Source organism: Marinoscillum furvescens DSM 4134 (assembly GCF_003386095.1).
GTDB classification, from domain to species: Bacteria; Bacteroidota; Bacteroidia; order Cytophagales; family Cyclobacteriaceae; genus Marinoscillum; species Marinoscillum furvescens.
The window spans coordinates 67,795-87,756 of the sequence record NZ_QREG01000005.1; the positions used below are offsets into that span (position 1 = coordinate 67,795).

Here is a 19,962-nt window from a genome sequence, read left to right on the forward strand (position 1 = left end):
ACGAAGAGAATAAATTTGATCCAAATCGCCCTGCTGATATTTATTCACATTTTACCCACTTTATCCACAGGGGTGTAAATCAGGATAATAACAAACAGATATTCAGTCACTTACGCCGTTGCTCTTAAATGTGTCAGGTGTGGATAAGCCAGAATTTTTTTAGATTGGCTGAATAGACTGGCTTATTTGAGTAGTCGAGTGAATGGTGCTGTTACTCTTTGGTTTGTCGGATTAGTTTCTTTCTGTAAGCGTTGAAAATCCGTGATTTAGAGACAAATCCAAGGTACTTGCCGTTATCTATTACTGGCAGATTCCATGCTTGTGTTAACTCAAATTTATTCATCACCGATTGCATTTTTTCTTGGGGACTAACAAATGCCGGAGGTTTACTCATAAGTGTTTTGATGATGAGTTTGTCTCTTTTGTCAGACTCAAACATCATCTCGCGGATATCGTCCAGGGTCACGATGCCTTCCAGTTCGTTTTTCTCATTCACCACAGGGAAGATGTTGCGCTTACTCTTCTTTACGAGATCTACGAGCTCTCCCAGCGTGGCATCCGGGTGGATGGTGAGCAAGTCCTTTTCGATGATTTTTTTCAGGTCGATCAGACTCAGGACTATACGGTCTCTGTCGTACTGTATGAGGTCTCCCTTTTCTATTAGGTTTTTAGTGTAGATGCTGTGTTTTTCGAAATAGGATATGGTGGTAAAGCTGATGGCTGATACGATCATCAGTGGCACAAACAGCATATACCCCCCGGTAATTTCTGCAATTAGGAATATGGCCGTAAGCGGGGCATGCAGCACGCCGCTCATCACTCCACACATGCCCACCAGGGTAAAGTTGCTGGCACTGATAGAGCTGGAAGGTAGAATGATTTGGACTACACGGGTGAACAGAAAACCGGTGACCCCACCCATAAAAAGTGATGGAGCAAATACCCCTCCACTGCCTCCTGAGCCTATGGTAAGGGCGGTAGCAAAGGGCTTGGCCAGGATGATGGCAAACAGTACTGAGACGATCACCCATTGCTGTTCGGCCATGTGGTAAAAGAAGCTTCCGCTAAAAAATTTCACTTCATTGCCTTTGAGCAGACTGAGGATGGATTCATACCCTTCGCCATAGATGGGAGGAAAGACAAATATGATCAATGCCAATGCAAGTCCACCTATGGCTGCCCTGCCATATGGCTGCTGTATTTTGTGGATCAGGTCTTCAGTGAAATATGTCACCCGTATAAAGTACAATGAAGCGAGTCCAGAGACTATTCCCAGCAAAATGTAATAGGGTGTATCATTGGCTGAGAAAGAGTCTACGATTTTGAATGAAAACAGGACATCCTCTCCTAACAGGATGATGGATACCAGCTGACCACTCACTGATGCAATAAGGATAGGGATGAATTTGCTGATTTTCACCTCAGTGAGTATTACCTCTATGGCAAAAATAACTCCTGCAATGGGTGAGTTGAATATTGCTGAGATGGCTCCTGCTGCCCCACAGCCTATCAGCAGTGTTCGTTTCTTATAATCCAGGTGAAAAAACTGTCCAAAATTGGAGCCAATGGCAGAACCCGTGACCACAATGGGAGCCTCTAGTCCTACTGACCCGCCAAAACCTACGGTAATGGCACTTTTCAGCATATTGGACATCATGTATCGCTTTCTGATCCTACTGGATGTTTTGGAAATGGCCCGCAGGATTCGTGTGATACCATGGCCCGGAGTATCTTTTACTATAAACTGCCGTACCATAATGGTGAGTATGATACCTACAGCAGGGTATACGATATACAGGTAGTTTATCTTGGTGAGGTCCAGGTTTTGCTGAAGGAGGTGCTGTACGTAATGTACGGTCGTTTTGAGGGTGACCGCTGCCAGCCCGGCAGTAAGCCCGATCACGCTGGCTACGATCAGCAAAAAGTTGTTATCGCTGATGTGTTTTAGGCGCCAGACCAGAAAGCGCATGAGCAAACGGGAAAACCTTTGGTGTTTTTCTGCCACGACGCGGCAAAGTTAAAATTTCAGATTCAGCATAACTTTATGTAAAGCAAAAAATTACGCATGGAATTTACGCAAATCAAAGAGACATGTCTATATGTAGCGGATATTAAAGCGAGCAGGACTTTTTATGAAGGTATTCTGAACCTTCCGGTGATTTCCGAGGTTCAGGGTCGGCACGTGTTTTTTAGGTGTGGTAGCTCGGTCTTGTTGTGCTTTTTGGCGGAGGTCACTCGCCAGGAACAAAATCTGCCCCCACACTATGCTCACGGCAAGCTGCATATTGCTTTGGAAGTTCCGCAAGATCAGTATGAAGCTGTGAAAGCCCAGCTGGTACACTCCGGGGTAGCGATCACCCATGAGCAATCCTGGAAGGGGGCGTTGAAGTCCTTTTATTTTGAGGATCCCGATGGGCACGTGTTAGAAATAGTGCCTCCGGGGATATGGGAATAGCTATACCAAAAGGCCACCTACTTTTTCCAAAGCTTCCTCTATGTATTTGAAGCTGGACAGGATTTCGGGTTTGCCGTCTACGATAGCCACGTCATGCTCAAAATGGGCTGATGGCTGGCGATCTGCCGTGACGATGGTCCACCCATCCGAAAGCTGCACCACTCGGCGGGTGCCCATATTGATCATCGGCTCAATGGCGATTACGAGCCCTTCTTTCAGTTTAGGTCCGCGCCCGCGTTTGCCATAGTTGGGTACTTCTGGAGATTCGTGCATTTTCTTGCCCAGGCCATGGCCTACGAGCTCGCGCACTACTCCGTATCCAAAGCTCTCGGTATAGTTCTGGATGGCATACCCAATGTCCCCAATTCGGTTTCCAGCTACTGTCTGTTCGATGCCCTTGTAGAGGCTTTCTTTGGTGACTTTTAGGAGTTGTTTAATGTCATCGGCGATTTCACCCACCGCGAAAGTGTAGGCATGGTCTCCGTAATAGCCATTTTTCAATGCCCCACAATCCAACCCTACAATGTCGCCTTCCTCTAAAGGTCGGTTGGTCGGTAAGCCATGAACTACCTGTTCGTTTACAGACGTGATAATCGTATTTGGATAGTCATATAAGCCCAAAAATCCCGGTTCTGCACCTTGATCCCGAATAAATTCTTCAGCGATTTTATCGAGTTGTAGAGGAGTGATACCCGGCTGAATGTGCTCCGCCATTAGGCCGAGGGTTTTGGAAACAATCAGCGCACTTTCGCGCATGATCTCTATTTCTTCTTTGGACTTGTAATGAATCATGAACTATAAACTGGAGAAAGTGCAAAACTAACACAAACAAAAAACCCCCCGAGGAGTCGGAGGGTTTTTTATGCCATATGGCTATATGATTTAAGATTTTGTCACACCTTCGAGTACCTCTTTGATGTCTACACGCTTACCGTCTTTGTAAGAAACGATGAAGGCATCTTTCACGCCCATTTCGCGCAAGTACTTTTTAAAGGTATCTGCCTCCCAGTAGTCACGGAAAGCACCTACAGTGAATTTATTGAGTTTGCCATCAGATTCCTGAGCGAAGTTTTTGGCGTTTTTGCCATACTTGCTGAGGTCTTTGTTTGAGTAAGCGCCAATCTGCACTTTGAAAACAACCCCAACGTTTTCGTTGATATTGCCCTGTTGCGCAGCGGCTGGCTTAGCGGCAGGCTTAGAGTTTGCTTCTGCAAGCTCATCACGAAGCTTGGCTACCTGAGTTTGATAAGAAGCGATCTGATCATCCTTGTCAGCTATTTTGTCATCTACTCCAGCTAGCTCATTTTTGAGACTAGCCACCTGACTTTTTAGTGACTTATTTTCTTCGATCAGCGTCTTATATTGCTCAGGTTCAAGCGCTTTGATTCGCTTTTTCCATTCCTTTTTTTCTTTTTTTGACATCTGCGCGGTGGCTTCAAAGCCTACTGCAGCGAAAAAGATTAGAACGATTACTGTGACAAATCTTTTCATTTTTTAAACTATTGATTCATAAATATTTAACTACACAGGACTAAAGTACTAAAATAACTTTAAAAAAAGCAATTATTTACTTTTTCAAACTCCCAATCATGTCTTCGGGTTTTACCCATTCGTCGAATTGCTCACTTGTGAGTAAATCCAAGGCGATGGCAGCTTCGCGGAGCGTAGTGCCTTCTTTGTGTGCCTTCTTGGCAATTTTGGCTGCGTTTTCGTAGCCTATGTGGGTGTTGAGGGCCGTGACTAGCATTAGAGAGTTTTCCAGCTTTTCTTTGATCACCGGATAGTTAGGCTCTATGCCTACGGCACAGTTGTCATTAAATGACTCACACGCATCGCCAATCAGACGAGCAGAAGTTAGCACATTATACACCATCATTGGCTTAAATACGTTGAGCTCAAACTGCCCATACATGCCTCCGGCACTTACTGCCACGTCATTACCCACTACCTGAGCACAAACCATAGTTAATGCTTCACATTGCGTAGGGTTTACTTTTCCTGGCATGATAGATGATCCCGGCTCATTTTCCGGAATGGTGATTTCACCAATACCACTTCTCGGCCCTGAGCACAGCATGCGGATGTCATTTCCTATTTTCATCAGACTTACGGCCAATTGTTTCAAGGCTCCATGGGTTTCTACCATGGCATCATGAGCAGCCAGTGCTTCAAACTTGTTTTCAGCGGTGATGAATGGAAGTCCTGAATTGTCTGCAATTTTCTTTGCAACAAGCTCTGAATAGCCTGCAGGTGTGTTTAGGCCTGTACCTACTGCCGTACCCCCCAGAGCTAGTTCGCTTAGGTGAGCAAAGGTGTTTTCCAGGGCTTTGAGGCCATGGTCTAGCTGTGATACGTAGCCAGAAAATTCCTGTCCCAGGCTGAGCGGCGTAGCATCCATAAAGTGCGTGCGACCGATTTTTACTACGTCCTGGAATGCATCGGATTTAGCTTTGAGCGTGTCTCTAAGCTTTTTTACTTTCGGTATAGTCTCGGACACCAACAGCTTATAGGATGCTATGTGCATGGCAGTTGGGAAGGTGTCATTGGATGACTGGCTTTTATTTACATCATCGTTTGGATGCACAAATTTCTTTTCGTCTGTCAGTGAGCCACCATTGAGTACATGAGCGCGGTTAGCGATTACCTCATTGCAGTTCATGTTAGACTGGGTGCCAGAGCCTGTTTGCCATACTACCAGTGGAAATTGGTCGTCGTGTTTGCCCTCCAGGATTTCATCGCACACCTGAGCGATCAGGTCAGACTTTTGCTTATCAAGTACTCCTAGCTCCTGATTGGTCTGTGCTGCAGATTTTTTCAGGATGGCAAAGGCCTTGATGATCTCTAGAGGCATCTGCATGGTGCTGCCCCCTATTTTAAAGTTTTCTCGTGATCGCTGAGTCTGTGCTCCCCAGTATTTGTCTGCGGGTACTTTTACTTCCCCCATGGTATCGCGCTCGATCCTGAAATCCATATTGCTTTTGATATTTGAATGTTGAGATGTAATGTGACGACACAAAAGTAATTCAAACACTCACATGCAGGGGAAAAAGTCATCAAAATCAAACCTAATTGTCTAATTGGTGTTTTAGGTTTAGCTTTGTTGTTTAGAATGATTCTAAATTATTCCGGATTCCCGAACAAAATTTGATGAAAAAGATAAATGTTCTGATTTCAGATTTCCAGTTTCTTACCCGTGCGGGCCTGATACACCTGATTTCTGAAAGGGACGAATTTGAGTTGGTAGGTGTAGTAGATGGCGCGGAAGAGCTGATGACAAACGTACTGACCAATCACCCCGATGTATTATTGATGGACTATCAGAGTAAAGATCCTGTGCTACAGTCTTTGCTTGGTCAGGTAGTCAAAGCCAATGCCACCAATGTGCTGATCATCACCAATGAGGACAAGCGAGAGCACATAAAGCCGCTGATAGACATGGGCATCAAGGGCATTGTAACAAAGAAGTGTAGCCAAAATGAGATCCTCAACGCCATAGAATCTGTCTCCAAAAATAGTAGGTTTTACTGCAATCGCATACTAGACCTACTCATAGACGACAGCCAGGACAAGGCAGAGGACTGTGAGCCTACAGATCTCTCTCCACGAGAATATGAAGTGCTTCAGCTCATTACCAAGGGCCACAAAACAGCCCAAATAGCCGATGAGCTAAACGTAAGTGTGCATACGATCAATTCACACCGTAAGAACATATTGAAGAAGCTCAATTTGAAATCTCCTACGGAACTCATTGTATATGCGCTGGAGACTGGTTTGGTCAAAGCCTAGTCCATTTTTTTCACCAGAAGTAGCTATTGCCATTGCTGGTGGTCATTCTTTACATTTGCAGCTGCATGATAACGCTCGATTCACTAGAAATTAATCAAAAGGTAAAGGTTAAAAGTCTGGTCCAAAATGGACTGACCTCAAAGCTCGTGGACATGGGAATCTACCCGGGTAAAGACATTCACGTGGCATTTCGTGCTCCGTTTGGTGGGCCAATCGCAGTGGACCTTGATGGTTATACCCTTTCTTTGCGACGTGAAGAAGCTTCCCTTGTAGAAGTAGAGCTTTGATCTATTTTGTTCCATACAAGCGCACATCCATGAAGATAGCATTGGTTGGCAACCCCAACTCAGGAAAGACATCTGTATTCAATCAGCTTACTGGCCTCAACCAGAAAGTAGGCAATTTCCCCGGAGTAACGGTGGACAAAAAAGTGGGCTATTTGAAACATGAAAATGTCAGCCATGAGTTGATAGACCTGCCGGGTATCTACTCGCTCTACCCCAAAACCCAGGATGAAGAGGTCGTTTATGACATACTCAGAAATCCTGATCATGCAGACTATCCGGATCGCATACTCGTGGTGGTGGATGCCTCCAACCTGGAGCGTAACCTTCTTCTGTTTACTCAGGTAATGGATCTGGGAGTGCCCGTAACTATGGCTCTCAATATGACAGATGTGGCAGACCGAAAGGGACTAGTCATAGATACACAAAAGCTATCTGAAGTACTTGGCGGTATCAAAATAGTGCCGATTATCGCTCGGACCGGAGAGGGTATGGAGGTGCTTATGGAAGAAGTCATCCATGATGCACCGCCTGTTGCTAGCGAGCCCTTTTTAGGAGGGGAGTTTGACAAAGGTCAATTTCTGATCGATAATGTTGATGAGCGCAAGGCTCGAGTAGAAAACAGATATAAAAAGATACGTCAGCTGCTGACTTTTGTACTGAAGCAAAAGCCGGTGAGTGGCTCCATTGTAGAGCGTCATCGAAAAGTAGACAAGTTTTTGACACATCCGGTGTTTGGTTATCTGGTTTTTTTGGGAGTGCTCCTTGTGATCTTTCAGGCGATATTTGCCTGGGCCGAATGGCCTATGGATCTGATCGACACACTGTTTTTGTCAGCAAGCGCCTGGGTGCAGGATGCGTTACCTCCGGGTGTTTTTACAGACTTGTTGGCAGAAGGGATTATACCAGGGCTCGGAGGTGTGGTGATTTTTATTCCACAGATCACACTGCTTTTTGCATTTATCTTCATCCTGGAAGAGACCGGATACATGAGCCGTGTGGTGTTTATACTCGACCGGTTTATGAGGCCTTTTGGGCTCAATGGCCGGAGTGTGGTGCCGCTGATCTCAGGTGTAGCCTGTGCCATACCGGCCATCATGGCTACACGTACCATAGACAATTGGAAAGAGCGACTCATTACCATCATGGTGACGCCACTGATGAGCTGCTCAGCCAGACTACCGGTCTATACACTACTCATCGCTTTGGTAGTACCAGACCAATACATTGGTCCGTTTAACCTCAAAGGGCTTGTACTGCTGGGCCTATATCTGATCGGTCTGGTAGCGGCTCTGCTGGCAGCACTGGTATCCAAGTGGATAGTCAAAAGCCAGCAGAAGAGCTTTTTGGTTATGGAGCTCCCACTCTACAAGATGCCCCGCTGGAACAACCTGGTGATTACCCTTTGGGAAAAGGTGAGATTGTTTGTGTTTGATGCAGGAAAAGTCATATTTAGCATCTCGATCATCTTATGGGTGCTGGCATCGTATGGTCCTGGTGACCGCATAGAAGAGGCTGTCAGCCAAATACCTAAACCCACTACTGAAGCTGAGGTGCCGGATTATGAGAAAGAAGTATCCTCTGTGGCACTTGCCAACTCCTATATAGGTATAGTAGGGCATGCTATAGAGCCGGCCATCCGTCCTTTAGGGTATAACTGGCAGATAGGCATTGCTCTGATCACCTCCTTTGCGGCACGTGAGGTATTCGTAGGTTCTATGGCGACTATATATAGTATAGGCGAGGATTTTGACTCAGAAGAAACCCTCATTCAGCGCATGCGGAATGAAACCAACCGGCTGACAGGTGAGCCTGTGTATACACTGGCGTCTGGATTGTCACTGATGATTTTCTATGCATTTGCCATGCAGTGTATGAGTACCCTGGCAATCGTGCTGCGTGAAACTAAAAACTGGAAATATCCATTTATACAGCTAGTATACATGACGGGGCTTGCCTATGTAGCAGCCCTCATCACTTATCAATTACTCAGCTAATGATACAATTCATTCTTGTGGCGGCCCTCGCTATAGGAGCTGCATTTTTTCTAGGACGCAAAATCTTCAATCTGGTGCGCGGCACTGACCAGCCGGGCTGTGAAAAGTGTGCGGCCAACGAAGTTGCTCGTAAGCGCGCTTAGGGCTTTCACTCACTAGTTCTAGTGATATAAATTTTACCTATAGGTAGCTATTGTACCCTAGCTTGCAAAGAGCGAATTTTGCTATTAAGAATTATTCTAAATAAATGATTCACGATACATCAGATCAGGAGCAGCAGTTTTTTCATCCATTGGATGGTAAAAGTGCTATGGAGCAGGGAGAATGCGTCTTTAAGAAGTGCTGTAAAAAGTACAAGAAGAAAGGTCGTCATTGTAAGAAGTGTCCTAAAATATGAGTCAGGTAACTAGCGATTCACAACAACTTTTATTCGAAACAAGTCATAGCTCACTGCATCAGTGCGATGAGCTGGAGCGCTATATCCTTCAATTCAAAGGAGATTCTATTCATTTTAGAGCCTGTGAGCTCATTACGTTCAAACGTAAAGTCCAGAAGATAGACCTGGTGAAGCTGCTTGACTCTGAGACTCCTGATGTAGAGATCGTACACATGCCACACTGTGATCGCATCTTTGCTTTTACCATAGAAGACGTGCTGGAGCTCAAAGAGCTGTTTGCTGGCGCTTTTACCATGCTGGAACTCAACAGCATGATTCACCGTCAGTTGGTTCGAAGACCCTTCTAGTCTTTACTTAGACTTATTACAAATTGACTTTTGATCCTGCCCGTGATCAACTTTTGTTTTTCTTTTGTGGTTACTAAGTAGGGACGGATAGTCCCATTTTGGCGAGATGCCACTATAATTTGAAAAGCAAAAAGTAATGAAAGACATACTCAGAAGACATTCAGTACTCAAAGACGAGGTAGTAGATATTATCAACAAACAGGTACAAATGGAAGCCCAGTCATCTGCGGCTTACCTGGCAATGGCTGCCTGGTGCGATGTGCGCGGCTATGACAACTGTGCGGAGTTTTTCTTTAAGCAGTCTGATCAGGAGCGTGAGCATCAGATGAAGTTTTTCAAGTATCTGGTAGACATGGAGTGTGATGCTATCTCACCTGCAGTGGGAGAGTCTCAGCATGAGTTTGAAAAGCTGAGAAGTGTATTTGAAAAAGCATTGGAAATGGAAATCGCCGTTACTGATTCGATCCACGACATGGTGCGCCTTTGCCGCAAGGTAGGTGATCTGGCTACAGAAGAATTCCTAAGATGGTTTGTACAGGAGCAAATCGAAGAGGAATATGTGTCGCGTAGATGCCTGGAGCTGTTTGACGTGCTCGGTGAAGACAAGATTGCGCTTGGTATGATCGAAGAGCGCATCCTGGATGTGAAATACGATGCAGCCGAAGGCTGATTACAAGTAAAGATTAGATTTTAGAAAAAGGAGAGCTGGCAACGGTTCTCCTTTTTTTATTGCCTCCTTTTTTGCGTACCAGGACACAATTTTTAGCTGAGCCCCTTTCGGGGCTTTCACTACTCCTAGTCACCCCTCCCTACCTTTAGCCATCAAAATTCCCCTACAACTGGCGATTGACAGCAGGCATTATTCTCCTCACTTTTGTACTGTAAATAATTGATAACGGCCATGCAGGACATTTCAGCATTCGATCGGTTTTTTTCAGAGCTTCACCAGAAAGGCACAGCCGAGCAAAAACAGCTAGAGCTAACCAAAGCAATAAAAAAGAGTAATTGCCCCTACCTAATCCACAGACTCAAAGACCTTCAAAAGGCCAATGCTCGCTAATTGGAGTTCATTTTAGTTAAACCGCAAGCCCTCAGGGGGCGCAATAGGCGTCCCCGTGAGGCACAAACTTTACCAAATTATGTGTGCTATCGGTGATCAGTGTGAATTGGTATCTACCTCTAAAAGTATCGTGTATTGGTGCAAAAGCTGTGCATGCTACTCACTCGTGCATGGTTCAGCTTCGGTGGTTTTCTCTTCGGGTGAGCTGGTGAGCTTTCAAAGCTTGTTGCAGTCATTAAGGCCTGAAGACTTTAATCGACAGACACCAGATGGGTTGAAGGTTTTGCTAAAGAACCAGTCCAGCAGCGTGGGGCTATTGCTTTTGCCTGAGGAAGTAAATGCAATCATACAACTGCTTAGTAATGCATTACTGGTTCGTGAGGCCATGGCGCTCATGACCCCTGATATCCCTAAGAATAACTAGGGGTCCATCCCTAGAAATAGTGAAACTACCTAACACTAGTGATGACCAAAACCCTGATAACTAGCGATTGACATATCGCCACGGTCGTTTCACTTTTGCATCGCTGTTTAGAAATGATCTAAATAACGACTTCAATTCCCTATGAAAAACGTACTTGTCACCATTAGTCTGCTCATTGTTGCTGCTGAGGCCATGGCTCAATTTTCGCTCACTGGTCAGGTGCTGGACCCAGCAGGAGAAGGGATTCCGGGGGTAACCATTACGGTGAAAGGTACCTCTATGGGCACCTCATCAGATTATGAAGGCAAGTTCCAACTTGACGATATAGAAAAAGGACAGTGGCAGTTGATACTTTCGGGAGTTGGTTTTCAAAGTCAAGAGATAACCGTAGATGTCGATCAACCAACAAAGCTCTCTCCAATTACACTCAAAGAATCAACTACGGAGCTGGCAGCGGTACAAATTGTTGGGAAATCCGCAGCCACTGAAATTCGAGAGCAAGCCTATGCAGTAGAAGTAGTCAGTTCCAAAGGGTTTAAAAACCTGTCAACCAATGCCAATGACATACTGGGGAAAATTTCTGGGGTAAACATCCGTCAGTCAGGGGGACTTGGGTCCAATTTTTCCCTTTCACTTAATGGCCTTTCAGGCAATCAACTGCGCTTATTTTTAGATGGAGTGCCCATGGATTACTTCGGTTCTTCCCTGTCTCTCAACAACTTTTCGGCAAACCTGATAGACCGAATAGAAGTCTACAAAGGTGTGGTGCCTATCCACCTTTCTTCTGATGCACTTGGTGGGGCTATCAATGTAGTAACGAGCAAAAATGTCAATTCATTTTTGGACGCTTCCTACTCGGTAGGGTCATTCAATACGCACATCGCTTCACTAAATGGACAGCATAGAAATGCCAAAAATGGATTTACTGTACGACTAAAGTCCTTTTATAATACGGCTGACAACAACTATGAAGTCCCCGTAAACCTGGTGAATTTTGAAACAGGCAAGGAGGAAGGTGAACCCACGTGGGTGGAGCGCTTTCATGATGGCTATACCTCCAAAATGGCCTGGGCTGAGGTAGGATTTGTAGGCACATCATTTGCGGACCAGCTGATGGTGGGGCTTATGTATTCGGACAATTACAAAGAACTGCAGCAACCTGCCAATGCCGTAGGTCAGGCCAAAATCCCCTATGGTGAAGTGGCCGCTCAGGAGGAAAAAATCATCACCAACCTTTCTTATAAAAAATCAGGCTTGCTAAATGACCGGCTTAGTCTTAGGGCCTACCTGGTCAAAGTAGCATCAAATAGCCTTTCTATAGATACCAGCAGCTACAGGTATGACTGGTTTGGTGAGCGCACACTCCGCGAAAACACAGCCATAGGTGAGGTAGAAAATCGGAAAACCTTACTCAATCTAAACCTGGACAATTACCTGGCCAATTTCAATACTGAATATACGCTGGCTGCCAATCATAACGTGGCGGTCAACTATAGCCTCAACCACCTCAATGTGAAAGGAAGTGATCGCTTTAAGGCAGAAAACAACACCCAGTTTAGCAATCCCAGCACAGTTGCCAAGCAGGTATTTGGCTTTAGCTATACCCAAAGTTTTTTTAGTCAGAAGCTAAAAAACACTTTTTTTAGCAAGTATTACCGGTATCGGGTAACCTCCCTCGAAACCAACTATCAGGGCTCTGAGGTGTTGCCATTTGAAGCCACTAAGCAGTATATGGGCTATGGAGTCACCTCCACTCTGCAGCTACGTGAGTGGCAGCTAAAGGCCAGCTACGAAAATGCCACACGCTTTCCTGAGTTGATAGAGCTGTTTGGTGATGGGCTCAATTATACCCCTAACCCTTCGTTGCTACCCGAGCAAAGCAACAACTACAACCTTGGGTTTATCTATTCTCGTGCCGGAGCCAATCCCTTTATGTTGTCTGTCAATGGATTCGTAAGAGATGCGCAGGACTTTATTTTACCCCTGGTAAAAGGGATCAAAGCCAGCCATATCAACAATGGTATAGTGCGCTCTGCCGGAGTAGACCTGGGTATGAGCTATCAGCTAAAAAGTGGGTTGGCCTTTGCTGCCAATGGCACCTATTTAGACAAGCGGGACCTAAACAAATGGCGAAATGGAGCAGAAGGTGTAGCCAATTCACAATACAAAGTTCGGGTACCAAATGAGCCGTTCCTGTTTGGTAATGTGACAGTGTCATACCGAAGAGGAGGCTTCTTTGGGCATGACCAGATGTCGGCCTCAATAATTCAGCGCTATGTGGGTGCTTTCTATTACCGTTGGCCCAATCTGGCCAGCCAGGGAAAAGATACCGTACCCCAGCAATGGACCACTAACCTGGACATAGTTTATAGCATAAAAAATGGACGCTACAATACCTCTTTTGGTATTGCCAACCTTTGGGATGCTGAAGTATATGACAACTTCCTTCAGCTCCGACCTGGCAGGACTTACAATTTAAAATTCAGATACTTTATTAATTGAACATACAAATGATAGACACAAAGAAATATCTCAATGGTCTGCTTGCCCTAATGCTAGGCATGATACTGTGGAGCTGTGTAGAGGATGGTCCTGACACTCCTGCGGTGCAGGCCAATTATTACGTGGGTATAGAAGCTGCTACCGACCCTGCATCGGATGTGTTGGCAATAGCCAGTTCGTTGGATGAAGGAGTAATTTCTCCAGTCAACAATGGTTTTGAGCAGCCCGTATGGATGACTTTTCTGCAAGGAAAGAACAAGATTATAGCTACTGGCTATACATCTGCTCCTGAGTTTATTGCCTATGAGCTCATAGATGGGCAGCTTGCTAAAGGGGAAAGTTTTTTTCTGGATGAACAAACGTATGCCTACGATTTCGTGGATGAAAACACGCTCTTAATTACAAGTTCCCCACGTGCTGGCTTTTCTGCAAAGAAGATCTTTGTGGTGGATTTGCAGTCCATGGCTATTGCCAGAACTGTTTCTACTACGTTTGGTGACATTGAGGCGGATAGCTTGCTGGCTTTTCCTACAGACATGAAGGTGCGTGACGATAAGCTTTTTATCTCATATTATCACATTCATGCCAATGGCAATTTTTCTACACCTTCAGCAAATGTGGCTCGTGTAGCTGTATTTAGTTATCCAGACTTGACTTTTGAAAAAGAGATTACCGATGAGCGTGCAGCAAATATTGGCAGGTACTATAGCCACAACGCTCTGGAGATGGATGAAAACGGAGATATTTACACATTTTCGTCTTCTTCTCTTGCCTGTGGGTTTGCTCCCGTGCCAGCTAATAACTCGGCCATTCTAAGGATTCGTAGCGGTGAGACAGCTTTTGATGATTCATTTTACATCGATTTTGAGACACTCAGCGGAGGGTATAAGATCAATGACCTGATCTATGCCGGAAATGGAAAAGCTGTGGTGCGTGTGCTTCAGGAAGAAGAAACCAATGCTGATTACCTGTGGGCGGCATATGCACCTACTTCTACTTCGCCGCTGCTCTCTACGGGCATAGTGGACTTGCATGCCGGCACTTTTACCCTGCTAGACAATGTACCAAAAGGTGGTGGTGGATGGAATACCCCTCATCTGGTGGAAGGCAATACGGTATACCTTGGAGTAAGCAATAGCAGCTATGCTGGCATTTACAAAATAGATACGCAGAGCGAAACCGCCGTAGAAGGTGCCACTGTAGACGGCAACTATGCCAAGGCGATCCTTTCGCTAAAAGAATAACCCAATCATCGTTCCTCACCACCATCACAAGGCTCAGTCTTGTGATGGTGGTTTAAAATCCAAATCCATGAATTTCCGATCCCTACTTTTTTCCCTACTACTATGTCTGATGAGCTACCTGGGTATGGCCCACTACCTCTGGATAGAAACTCCTGAAATAGGCAAGCTCAACAAGTCGCACCAGGTGAAAGTCTACTTTGGTGAATACACCTACGGTGCCATAGAAGACCCCAATAGCGAGACATTTGCCGGAGTGAAATACTTTAAACTTTGGGTGGTGAGCCCATCCGGGCAAAAAGAGCATATCGACGTGGAGGCGGGCGAGAATGCATTTGTGGGGAGCTTCATCCCTAAAGAAAAGGGCACCTACACGGTGACGATGAACAATGACGAGATCCCGGTAATCGATTATACTCAATATGACTTTGGAATTTTCAAAACACATTATCATGCTACAGCCAAAGTGGTAGTAGGGCAACAAGTATTGGCTACTCAGCCGACCAACAGTAACGGACTTGCTTTGGTAAATACCACCGATCAGGTAGCGAGGCAAAATAGCGAAGTATCCCTTCAGGTATACTTCAAAGGGGAGCCATTTGCAGATCAGGAAGTGACGATTTTTGTGGCTGACCTGTGGTCAAAAAAGCTGGAATCTGATGAGACTGGAACGATTAGTTTTCGCCTGCCCTGGGCTACCACCTATACGATAGAGACGACTTATAGCGAGCAGGTACCCGGTACATATCGCGGAGAAGATTATGAGTTTGTTTGGCATTGTGCCACCTATGCTATTACGCTCTAGTATGGTTACGATTAGCTCGTTGGTATCATTGCTCGGGTTTTGGCTGGCTTATCAATCTTCGGATCGTGCAGCACTGGGGACATCTAAAAACCAATTGGAAAGTTGGGCCAGAAGCTACCGTCAGCAAATGAAAGTTGTGAGTATCTGTGTCTTGTTTTCCGGGCTATTATCTTATGTATATGCCCTGGGAGTAGGCGCCGGCAGTATGGCTTTTGTGATGACCATCTCTGTATTGGGTAGTTTAGTGGTCCTTATTTCCCCTTTGAGGTTGGTATCCAGACGGATGGTGCTAGTGCTTTATGTGGTTTCCTTTTGCTTAGAAATGGCCCTATAGATATGCCTGCAAACAAGAAATACCTGTCCGCTTCTTTTCATCAGCGATTGGCCAAAATCACTTCTGGACTTATTGGCGGGTATATGCTCACCAGCTTATTATTTATGCTCGCAGGCCATTGGATACCCGTAGGCCCAGTGTTGATCACGCTGAAATTTGCAGGCTTTGTGCTGTGGTGTGGCCTACTCATTGTACCCTTTTTGTTTAAGAATGGCTGGACTGCCTGGGGCATCTACCTCTTTGGCGTATTGGTATTGGCTGCTATTTGCTATGCTTTAAACTGACACCCACAGATGAGCAAACGCATTTATAACGTCCTCTTTCATACGCATACGGTAAGTGGCCTGGTCATTAGTGTGGCCTTGTATGTCATTTTTTTTGCCGGGTCTATTAGCTTTTTTCGTGATGACATTATCAACTGGGAGCGTGATCAGCCCATCATACACCACACCCTAATGGCCGTAGACTTTGATGCGCTCATGGATACCCTGGAGGCACGTCATGAGCTATATGGTCGTACTGTTACGCTCAGCCAGATTCATCAAGAGCGCAGAGTCACGGTGGATATTTCTCCGTCGGCAGATACATCAGTGTCTCCTGGTGCCCGCCGCAGAGCATTTTTTTATCACGATCCTGTTACCCAGAAAAGCTATAGCTACTTTGAAGATTTTACACTGGGGGAGTTTATTTACCGGCTTCATTTTTTTGCTCAGATTCCGTACCCTTATGGTTATTTGCTGTCTGGGTTTGTGGCATTGTTTTTCTTGTTTGCCATAGTCACTGGGGTGATTATCCATTGGAAGAAGATTGTCACCAACTTTTTTGTGTTTAGACCAGGGAAAAAACTCAAAACCATATGGACCGATGCACACACAGCTCTGGGTGTTCTTGGGTTACCGTTTCAATTTGTGTACGCCATGACAGGCGCCGCCCTGATCATTGGGGGCACGGTGATGCTTGGCATGGCTGGAGAGTATTTTTTCGAAGGCCAGAGTGATAAGGCAGCTGAGGCATTGGAAGTATCCGTAGACCCCAAACCATTTGAATACAATCCTACACCTTATGATTTTAGCTATAATGAGCTGATGAATGAGTTGGTTGGGCGTTGGGAACATGTACTAGTGGATCAAGTCCAAATCCAAAACTATGGAGATGCCAGCATGCAGCTGATCGTAAATGTAGCGCCTGAGGTGAAACACAAAATGTTGGGCTTTGGGCAGATAGTGTATGATTTTCATCTACAAAAAATGCGGGTGCTGCATGAACCTTTCCATAAGCCGCCCTTTGTCTCTGCCTTCCAATCTTTAATGATCCAGCTTCATTATGGCAATTTTGGGGGCTATGCATTGAAAGTACTTTACTTTTTATTTGGGATAATTACCTGTTTTGTGATTCTTTCTGGAGTACTGATCTGGGTAGAGGCTCGTGATAAGAAAAGCAATGACGATTGGAAGCGTAAAGCAAACCACCGGGTGGCTAACATTTTTGTGGCCATTTCGCTTAGCATGTATCCGGTTACTGCGTTTTCGTTTTTAGTAGTAAAGCTGCTCGGAAGCCCGGGAAATCCAGAACACTATCTGCTGATATACAAGGCTTTTATGATTCCATGGTTGCTATTGTCTGTAGTTTTTTCCATCAAAGGCAACCGATTTTTCACAACAAGATACTGTTTGCTCTCAGGTGGTTTGATGGGCCTACTCGTACCTGTGGTAAATGGATGCATCACACAAAATTGGATTTGGAATACTTTCCATGCACAGCAAATTCAACTGTTCGTGGTAGATGCTTTCTGGCTCATTACGTCAATTATAGTGCTGATGGTGGTATTCGGTCTGCGAAGCGCTGATGTCCCAACAAATAAGAAATCAGGGGGTACAAGCTAAACACCCAATTATGAAATCACTACTTCTAGTGATAGATAGCTAGTGCTAGCTACTAAATATTTGCCTACCTATAGCGATTGATACGGCACTCATCCTGATGCAACTTTGCCCTTATTTAGAACTGATCCAAATAATAGTTTCACACTTATGAAAATACAAAACAAACTAACCAGCTTATTCGCAATCACTCTACTGGTCCTTTTCGCTTCCTGCGAGGATAGTGATGATCCACAGCCACAAGATGATCAGCTAGCAGTGCCATCTACTTATGAGTTTACACGCAATGGAGAGTCTTCTGTAGACTACTCAGGACAAACTGCTCGACTCAACATGCTGGCAGAGCTAAAGAGCTATATCGCTACTTCACATGAGGGAGCTACACTTGATGAGCAAAAGCTGCTCAACATGTTTGCCAACGAAAACGATCCATTCGAAGATGCTACACTCAACGCAAGTACCAAGCAGTTGGAGAATAAGACCTTTGTAGCTGACGTAGAGTTTTTCAAAGACATCCTTTCTTCTGCAGCAACTGTGAGCGTAGATGCTGGTGATGCAGCCGAAGGTCAGGGAGGTTTGATTGCCAGAAGCCCAGACAACAAAATACTGGTTGATGAAAAAGGGTGGGAATATACCCAGCTCATAGAAAAAGGCTTGATGGGTGCTACATTCCTACATCAGATTTACAACAGCTACCTCACAGACGCTAAGATTGGGAATGATGTAGAAAATGAAGAATTGTCCGAAGGCAAGAACTACACGGCTATGGAGCATCACTGGGATGAAGCTTTTGGCTACTGGGGTGTTAACCCTGAGTTTGATACGGAAGGTGACAACCAGTTTTGGGGCAAGTATACCTACGGGCGTGAAAGCTATTTGGGTAGTGCCACAGCTTTGAAAGACGCCTTTTTGAAAGGGAGAACAGCTATCGTAAACAAAGACTATGACGAGCGTGATGCCCAGCGTGACATCATCTATGAGCAGTTTGAAATCACGGCTGCTGCTACAGCGATCCACTACATCAATGAATCCATTACAGACTTGAACAATGCCGATCAGGGCAACCTTTTTCACCACCTGTCTGAGGGCTATGGATTTGTGCTGGCGCTGAAGTATAGCCCATACAAGCAAATCTCTACAGCTGAAATCGAAGTAATCTTGGAGGAAGATTTCGGTACGGATGGAGACTTCTGGACGGTGACAGTGGAAGGGCTAAACAAGGCAAAATCTACACTAGTAGCCACTTACCCTTCGCTAAAAGATATTGCAGACGAATTGTAAGCAATTAAAAACAAATAGATTCCTTATTTAGATTTGATATAAATAAGACATCTTTGCAGCACTTTATGAGATCATTAGCACACATCCTTTTTGTAGCGGTCATTTTTACTGCCTGTGATACCGACACAGATATTCTTGGCAAAATGAATGATTTTGACCAGGGACCCATGCTAGAAAACTTTGCTGATGATCTCATATTGCCTGCATATCAAAACCTGGCAGAGCAAACGGCCTCTTTACAGTCTGACATGGAGGCATTTACCAGTGAGCCTACACTGGACTTGCTTACTGATGTCAGAGTCAGCCTGAAAGCGGCAAGACTGGCGTGGCAAGACTGTGCTGCCTTTCAGTTTGGTCCGGCTGAGGCTAACAACCTATCAGGCATACTGAACATCTATCCGGTAGATACACGTCAGATAGAACAAAACATTTCATCAGGTAGCTATGACCTGCGTACCCTTGCCAATGCTGATGCTCGTGGGTTTCAGGCATTGGGGTATTTACTTTACTCAGAAGACTTAAGTGATGAAGAGCTGATTGCAAGTCTCTCCGCTAATCGCACACAATATATGGACAACCTGGCTGCTCAAATAGCTGAAGTAAGTGCCACCGTACTTGCTGAATGGAGCGCAGAAGGGGACAATTATCAGGCGCAGTTTACCAGTGAGTCGTCGTTTGGTGTAGACGTGGGAAGCTCAGTGTCAAAAATGGTAAATGCGCTCAATCTAAATTTTGAGCGAAACACACGAGACGGCAAAGTAGGCATCCCGGTAGGTATTCGCTCGTTAGGTGAGCCTGTACTGCATGCGGTAGAAGCTTATTATGCCGGGTATTCTGTGGAGCTACTCAATGCTAACCTCCAGGCATATTACCAACTTTATACAGGTGGTGAAGGCACGGGATTTGACGATTACCTCAAAGGTATAGAAGCCACTACTACAGAAAACGAAGATTTGGCGGACCGTATCGATCAGCAGTTTCAGGTGGTGCTGTCTGCCGCAGCTCAGCTTCAGGACCCGTTACCAGCACAGATTCAGTCCAACAAAGAAGCCGTAGAACACCTCTTCGCACAAATGCAACAGTTGGTGGTACTGTTTAAAACGGAAATGGCATCCTCCATGGGTGTAGTCATCACCTATCAGGATAATGATGGGGACTGATGCGCTTGG

At 45.3% G+C, this 19,962-nt stretch carries 22 protein-coding genes; 18 read left to right on the forward strand and 4 right to left on the reverse strand.

The genetic code is table 11. The features are described from left to right. Positions 1-211: 211 nt before the first annotated feature. Complete coding sequence (locus tag C7460_RS07270; protein ID WP_317127691.1) at positions 212-2,005, reverse strand: chloride channel protein; 1,794 nt, start codon at positions 2,003-2,005, stop codon at positions 212-214. A gap of 60 nt (positions 2,006-2,065) precedes the next feature. On the opposite strand from C7460_RS07270, the gene C7460_RS07275 reads away from it, so the two are divergent. After that, positions 2,066-2,455: a VOC family protein gene (locus tag C7460_RS07275; protein WP_115867436.1), complete on the forward strand. Its 390-nt coding sequence runs from the start codon at positions 2,066-2,068 to the stop codon at positions 2,453-2,455. Here C7460_RS07275 and map read toward each other — a convergent pair whose 3' ends face one another. The 3 genes from map to fumC all read right to left on the reverse strand — a co-directional run bounded on the left by map (position 2,456) and on the right by fumC (position 5,426). Further along, the gene (gene map / locus C7460_RS07280; RefSeq protein WP_115867437.1) at positions 2,456-3,247 is read right to left on the reverse strand and encodes a type I methionyl aminopeptidase; all 792 of its coding nucleotides are present in this window, start codon (positions 3,245-3,247) and stop codon (positions 2,456-2,458) included. A gap of 90 nt (positions 3,248-3,337) precedes the next feature. Then, positions 3,338-3,946, reverse strand: coding sequence for an Ezrin/radixin/moesin family protein (locus tag C7460_RS07285; RefSeq protein WP_115867438.1), 609 nt, complete (start codon positions 3,944-3,946; stop codon positions 3,338-3,340). Positions 3,947-4,022: 76 nt separating this feature from the next. Next, entirely contained in the window at positions 4,023-5,426 is a 1,404-nt protein-coding gene (gene fumC / locus C7460_RS07290) for a class II fumarate hydratase (RefSeq protein ID WP_115867439.1), read from the reverse strand. Between the two features lie 176 nt (positions 5,427-5,602). On the opposite strand from fumC, the gene C7460_RS07295 reads away from it, so the two are divergent. The 17 genes from C7460_RS07295 (at position 5,603) to C7460_RS07360 (ending at position 19,953) form a co-directional block, all read left to right on the forward strand. Further along, complete coding sequence (locus C7460_RS07295; RefSeq protein WP_115867440.1) at positions 5,603-6,241, forward strand: response regulator transcription factor; 639 nt, start codon at positions 5,603-5,605, stop codon at positions 6,239-6,241. Between the two features lie 65 nt (positions 6,242-6,306). Beyond that, complete coding sequence (locus C7460_RS07300) at positions 6,307-6,528, forward strand: FeoA family protein (RefSeq protein ID WP_115867441.1); 222 nt, start codon at positions 6,307-6,309, stop codon at positions 6,526-6,528. Between the two features lie 29 nt (positions 6,529-6,557). Continuing rightward, positions 6,558-8,522: a ferrous iron transport protein B gene (gene feoB / locus C7460_RS07305; protein WP_115867442.1), complete on the forward strand. Its 1,965-nt coding sequence runs from the start codon at positions 6,558-6,560 to the stop codon at positions 8,520-8,522. Then, positions 8,522-8,665: a hypothetical protein gene (locus C7460_RS23675; protein WP_170147921.1), complete on the forward strand. Its 144-nt coding sequence runs from the start codon at positions 8,522-8,524 to the stop codon at positions 8,663-8,665. Before feoB ends, C7460_RS23675 begins: the two co-directional genes overlap by 1 nt. Before the next feature lie 104 nt (positions 8,666-8,769). Next, on the forward strand, positions 8,770-8,919 hold the full coding sequence (locus C7460_RS24030) for a hypothetical protein (RefSeq protein WP_221409475.1): 150 nt from the start codon (positions 8,770-8,772) through the stop codon (positions 8,917-8,919). Next, positions 8,916-9,266 carry a hypothetical protein gene (locus C7460_RS07310; RefSeq protein ID WP_115867443.1) on the forward strand — a complete coding sequence of 117 codons (351 nt, stop codon included), beginning with the start codon at positions 8,916-8,918 and terminating at the stop codon, positions 9,264-9,266. Before C7460_RS24030 ends, C7460_RS07310 begins: the two co-directional genes overlap by 4 nt. 136 nt (positions 9,267-9,402) lie before the next feature. Next, complete coding sequence (locus C7460_RS07315) at positions 9,403-9,936, forward strand: ferritin (protein ID WP_115867444.1); 534 nt, start codon at positions 9,403-9,405, stop codon at positions 9,934-9,936. A 231-nt stretch (positions 9,937-10,167) separates the two neighbouring features. After that, on the forward strand, positions 10,168-10,326 hold the full coding sequence (locus C7460_RS23680) for a hypothetical protein (RefSeq protein WP_170147922.1): 159 nt from the start codon (positions 10,168-10,170) through the stop codon (positions 10,324-10,326). A gap of 79 nt (positions 10,327-10,405) precedes the next feature. Further along, positions 10,406-10,750, forward strand: a complete 345-nt coding sequence (locus tag C7460_RS07320; RefSeq protein WP_115867445.1) for a DUF6686 family protein — start codon at positions 10,406-10,408, stop codon at positions 10,748-10,750. A 141-nt stretch (positions 10,751-10,891) separates the two neighbouring features. Then, complete coding sequence (locus tag C7460_RS07325; protein ID WP_115867446.1) at positions 10,892-13,252, forward strand: TonB-dependent receptor; 2,361 nt, start codon at positions 10,892-10,894, stop codon at positions 13,250-13,252. 8 nt (positions 13,253-13,260) lie between these two features. Further along, positions 13,261-14,496 carry a DUF4374 domain-containing protein gene (locus C7460_RS07330; protein ID WP_115867447.1) on the forward strand — a complete coding sequence of 412 codons (1,236 nt, stop codon included), beginning with the start codon at positions 13,261-13,263 and terminating at the stop codon, positions 14,494-14,496. Positions 14,497-14,563: 67 nt separating this feature from the next. Next, a complete protein-coding gene (locus C7460_RS07335) occupies positions 14,564-15,298 on the forward strand; it encodes a DUF4198 domain-containing protein (RefSeq protein WP_115867448.1) in 735 nt (244 codons plus the stop codon). A gap of 1 nt (position 15,299) precedes the next feature. Continuing rightward, positions 15,300-15,632, forward strand: coding sequence for a hypothetical protein (locus C7460_RS07340; protein ID WP_115867449.1), 333 nt, complete (start codon positions 15,300-15,302; stop codon positions 15,630-15,632). A gap of 2 nt (positions 15,633-15,634) precedes the next feature. Then, a complete protein-coding gene (locus C7460_RS07345) occupies positions 15,635-15,916 on the forward strand; it encodes a hypothetical protein (protein WP_115867450.1) in 282 nt (93 codons plus the stop codon). A gap of 9 nt (positions 15,917-15,925) precedes the next feature. Next, positions 15,926-17,515, forward strand: a complete 1,590-nt coding sequence (locus C7460_RS07350) for a PepSY-associated TM helix domain-containing protein (RefSeq protein ID WP_115867451.1) — start codon at positions 15,926-15,928, stop codon at positions 17,513-17,515. Between the two features lie 147 nt (positions 17,516-17,662). Beyond that, on the forward strand, positions 17,663-18,793 hold the full coding sequence (locus C7460_RS07355) for a DUF4856 domain-containing protein (RefSeq protein WP_115867452.1): 1,131 nt from the start codon (positions 17,663-17,665) through the stop codon (positions 18,791-18,793). A 65-nt stretch (positions 18,794-18,858) separates the two neighbouring features. Beyond that, positions 18,859-19,953, forward strand: a complete 1,095-nt coding sequence (locus tag C7460_RS07360) for an imelysin family protein (protein ID WP_115867453.1) — start codon at positions 18,859-18,861, stop codon at positions 19,951-19,953. Positions 19,954-19,962 lie beyond the last annotated feature (9 nt).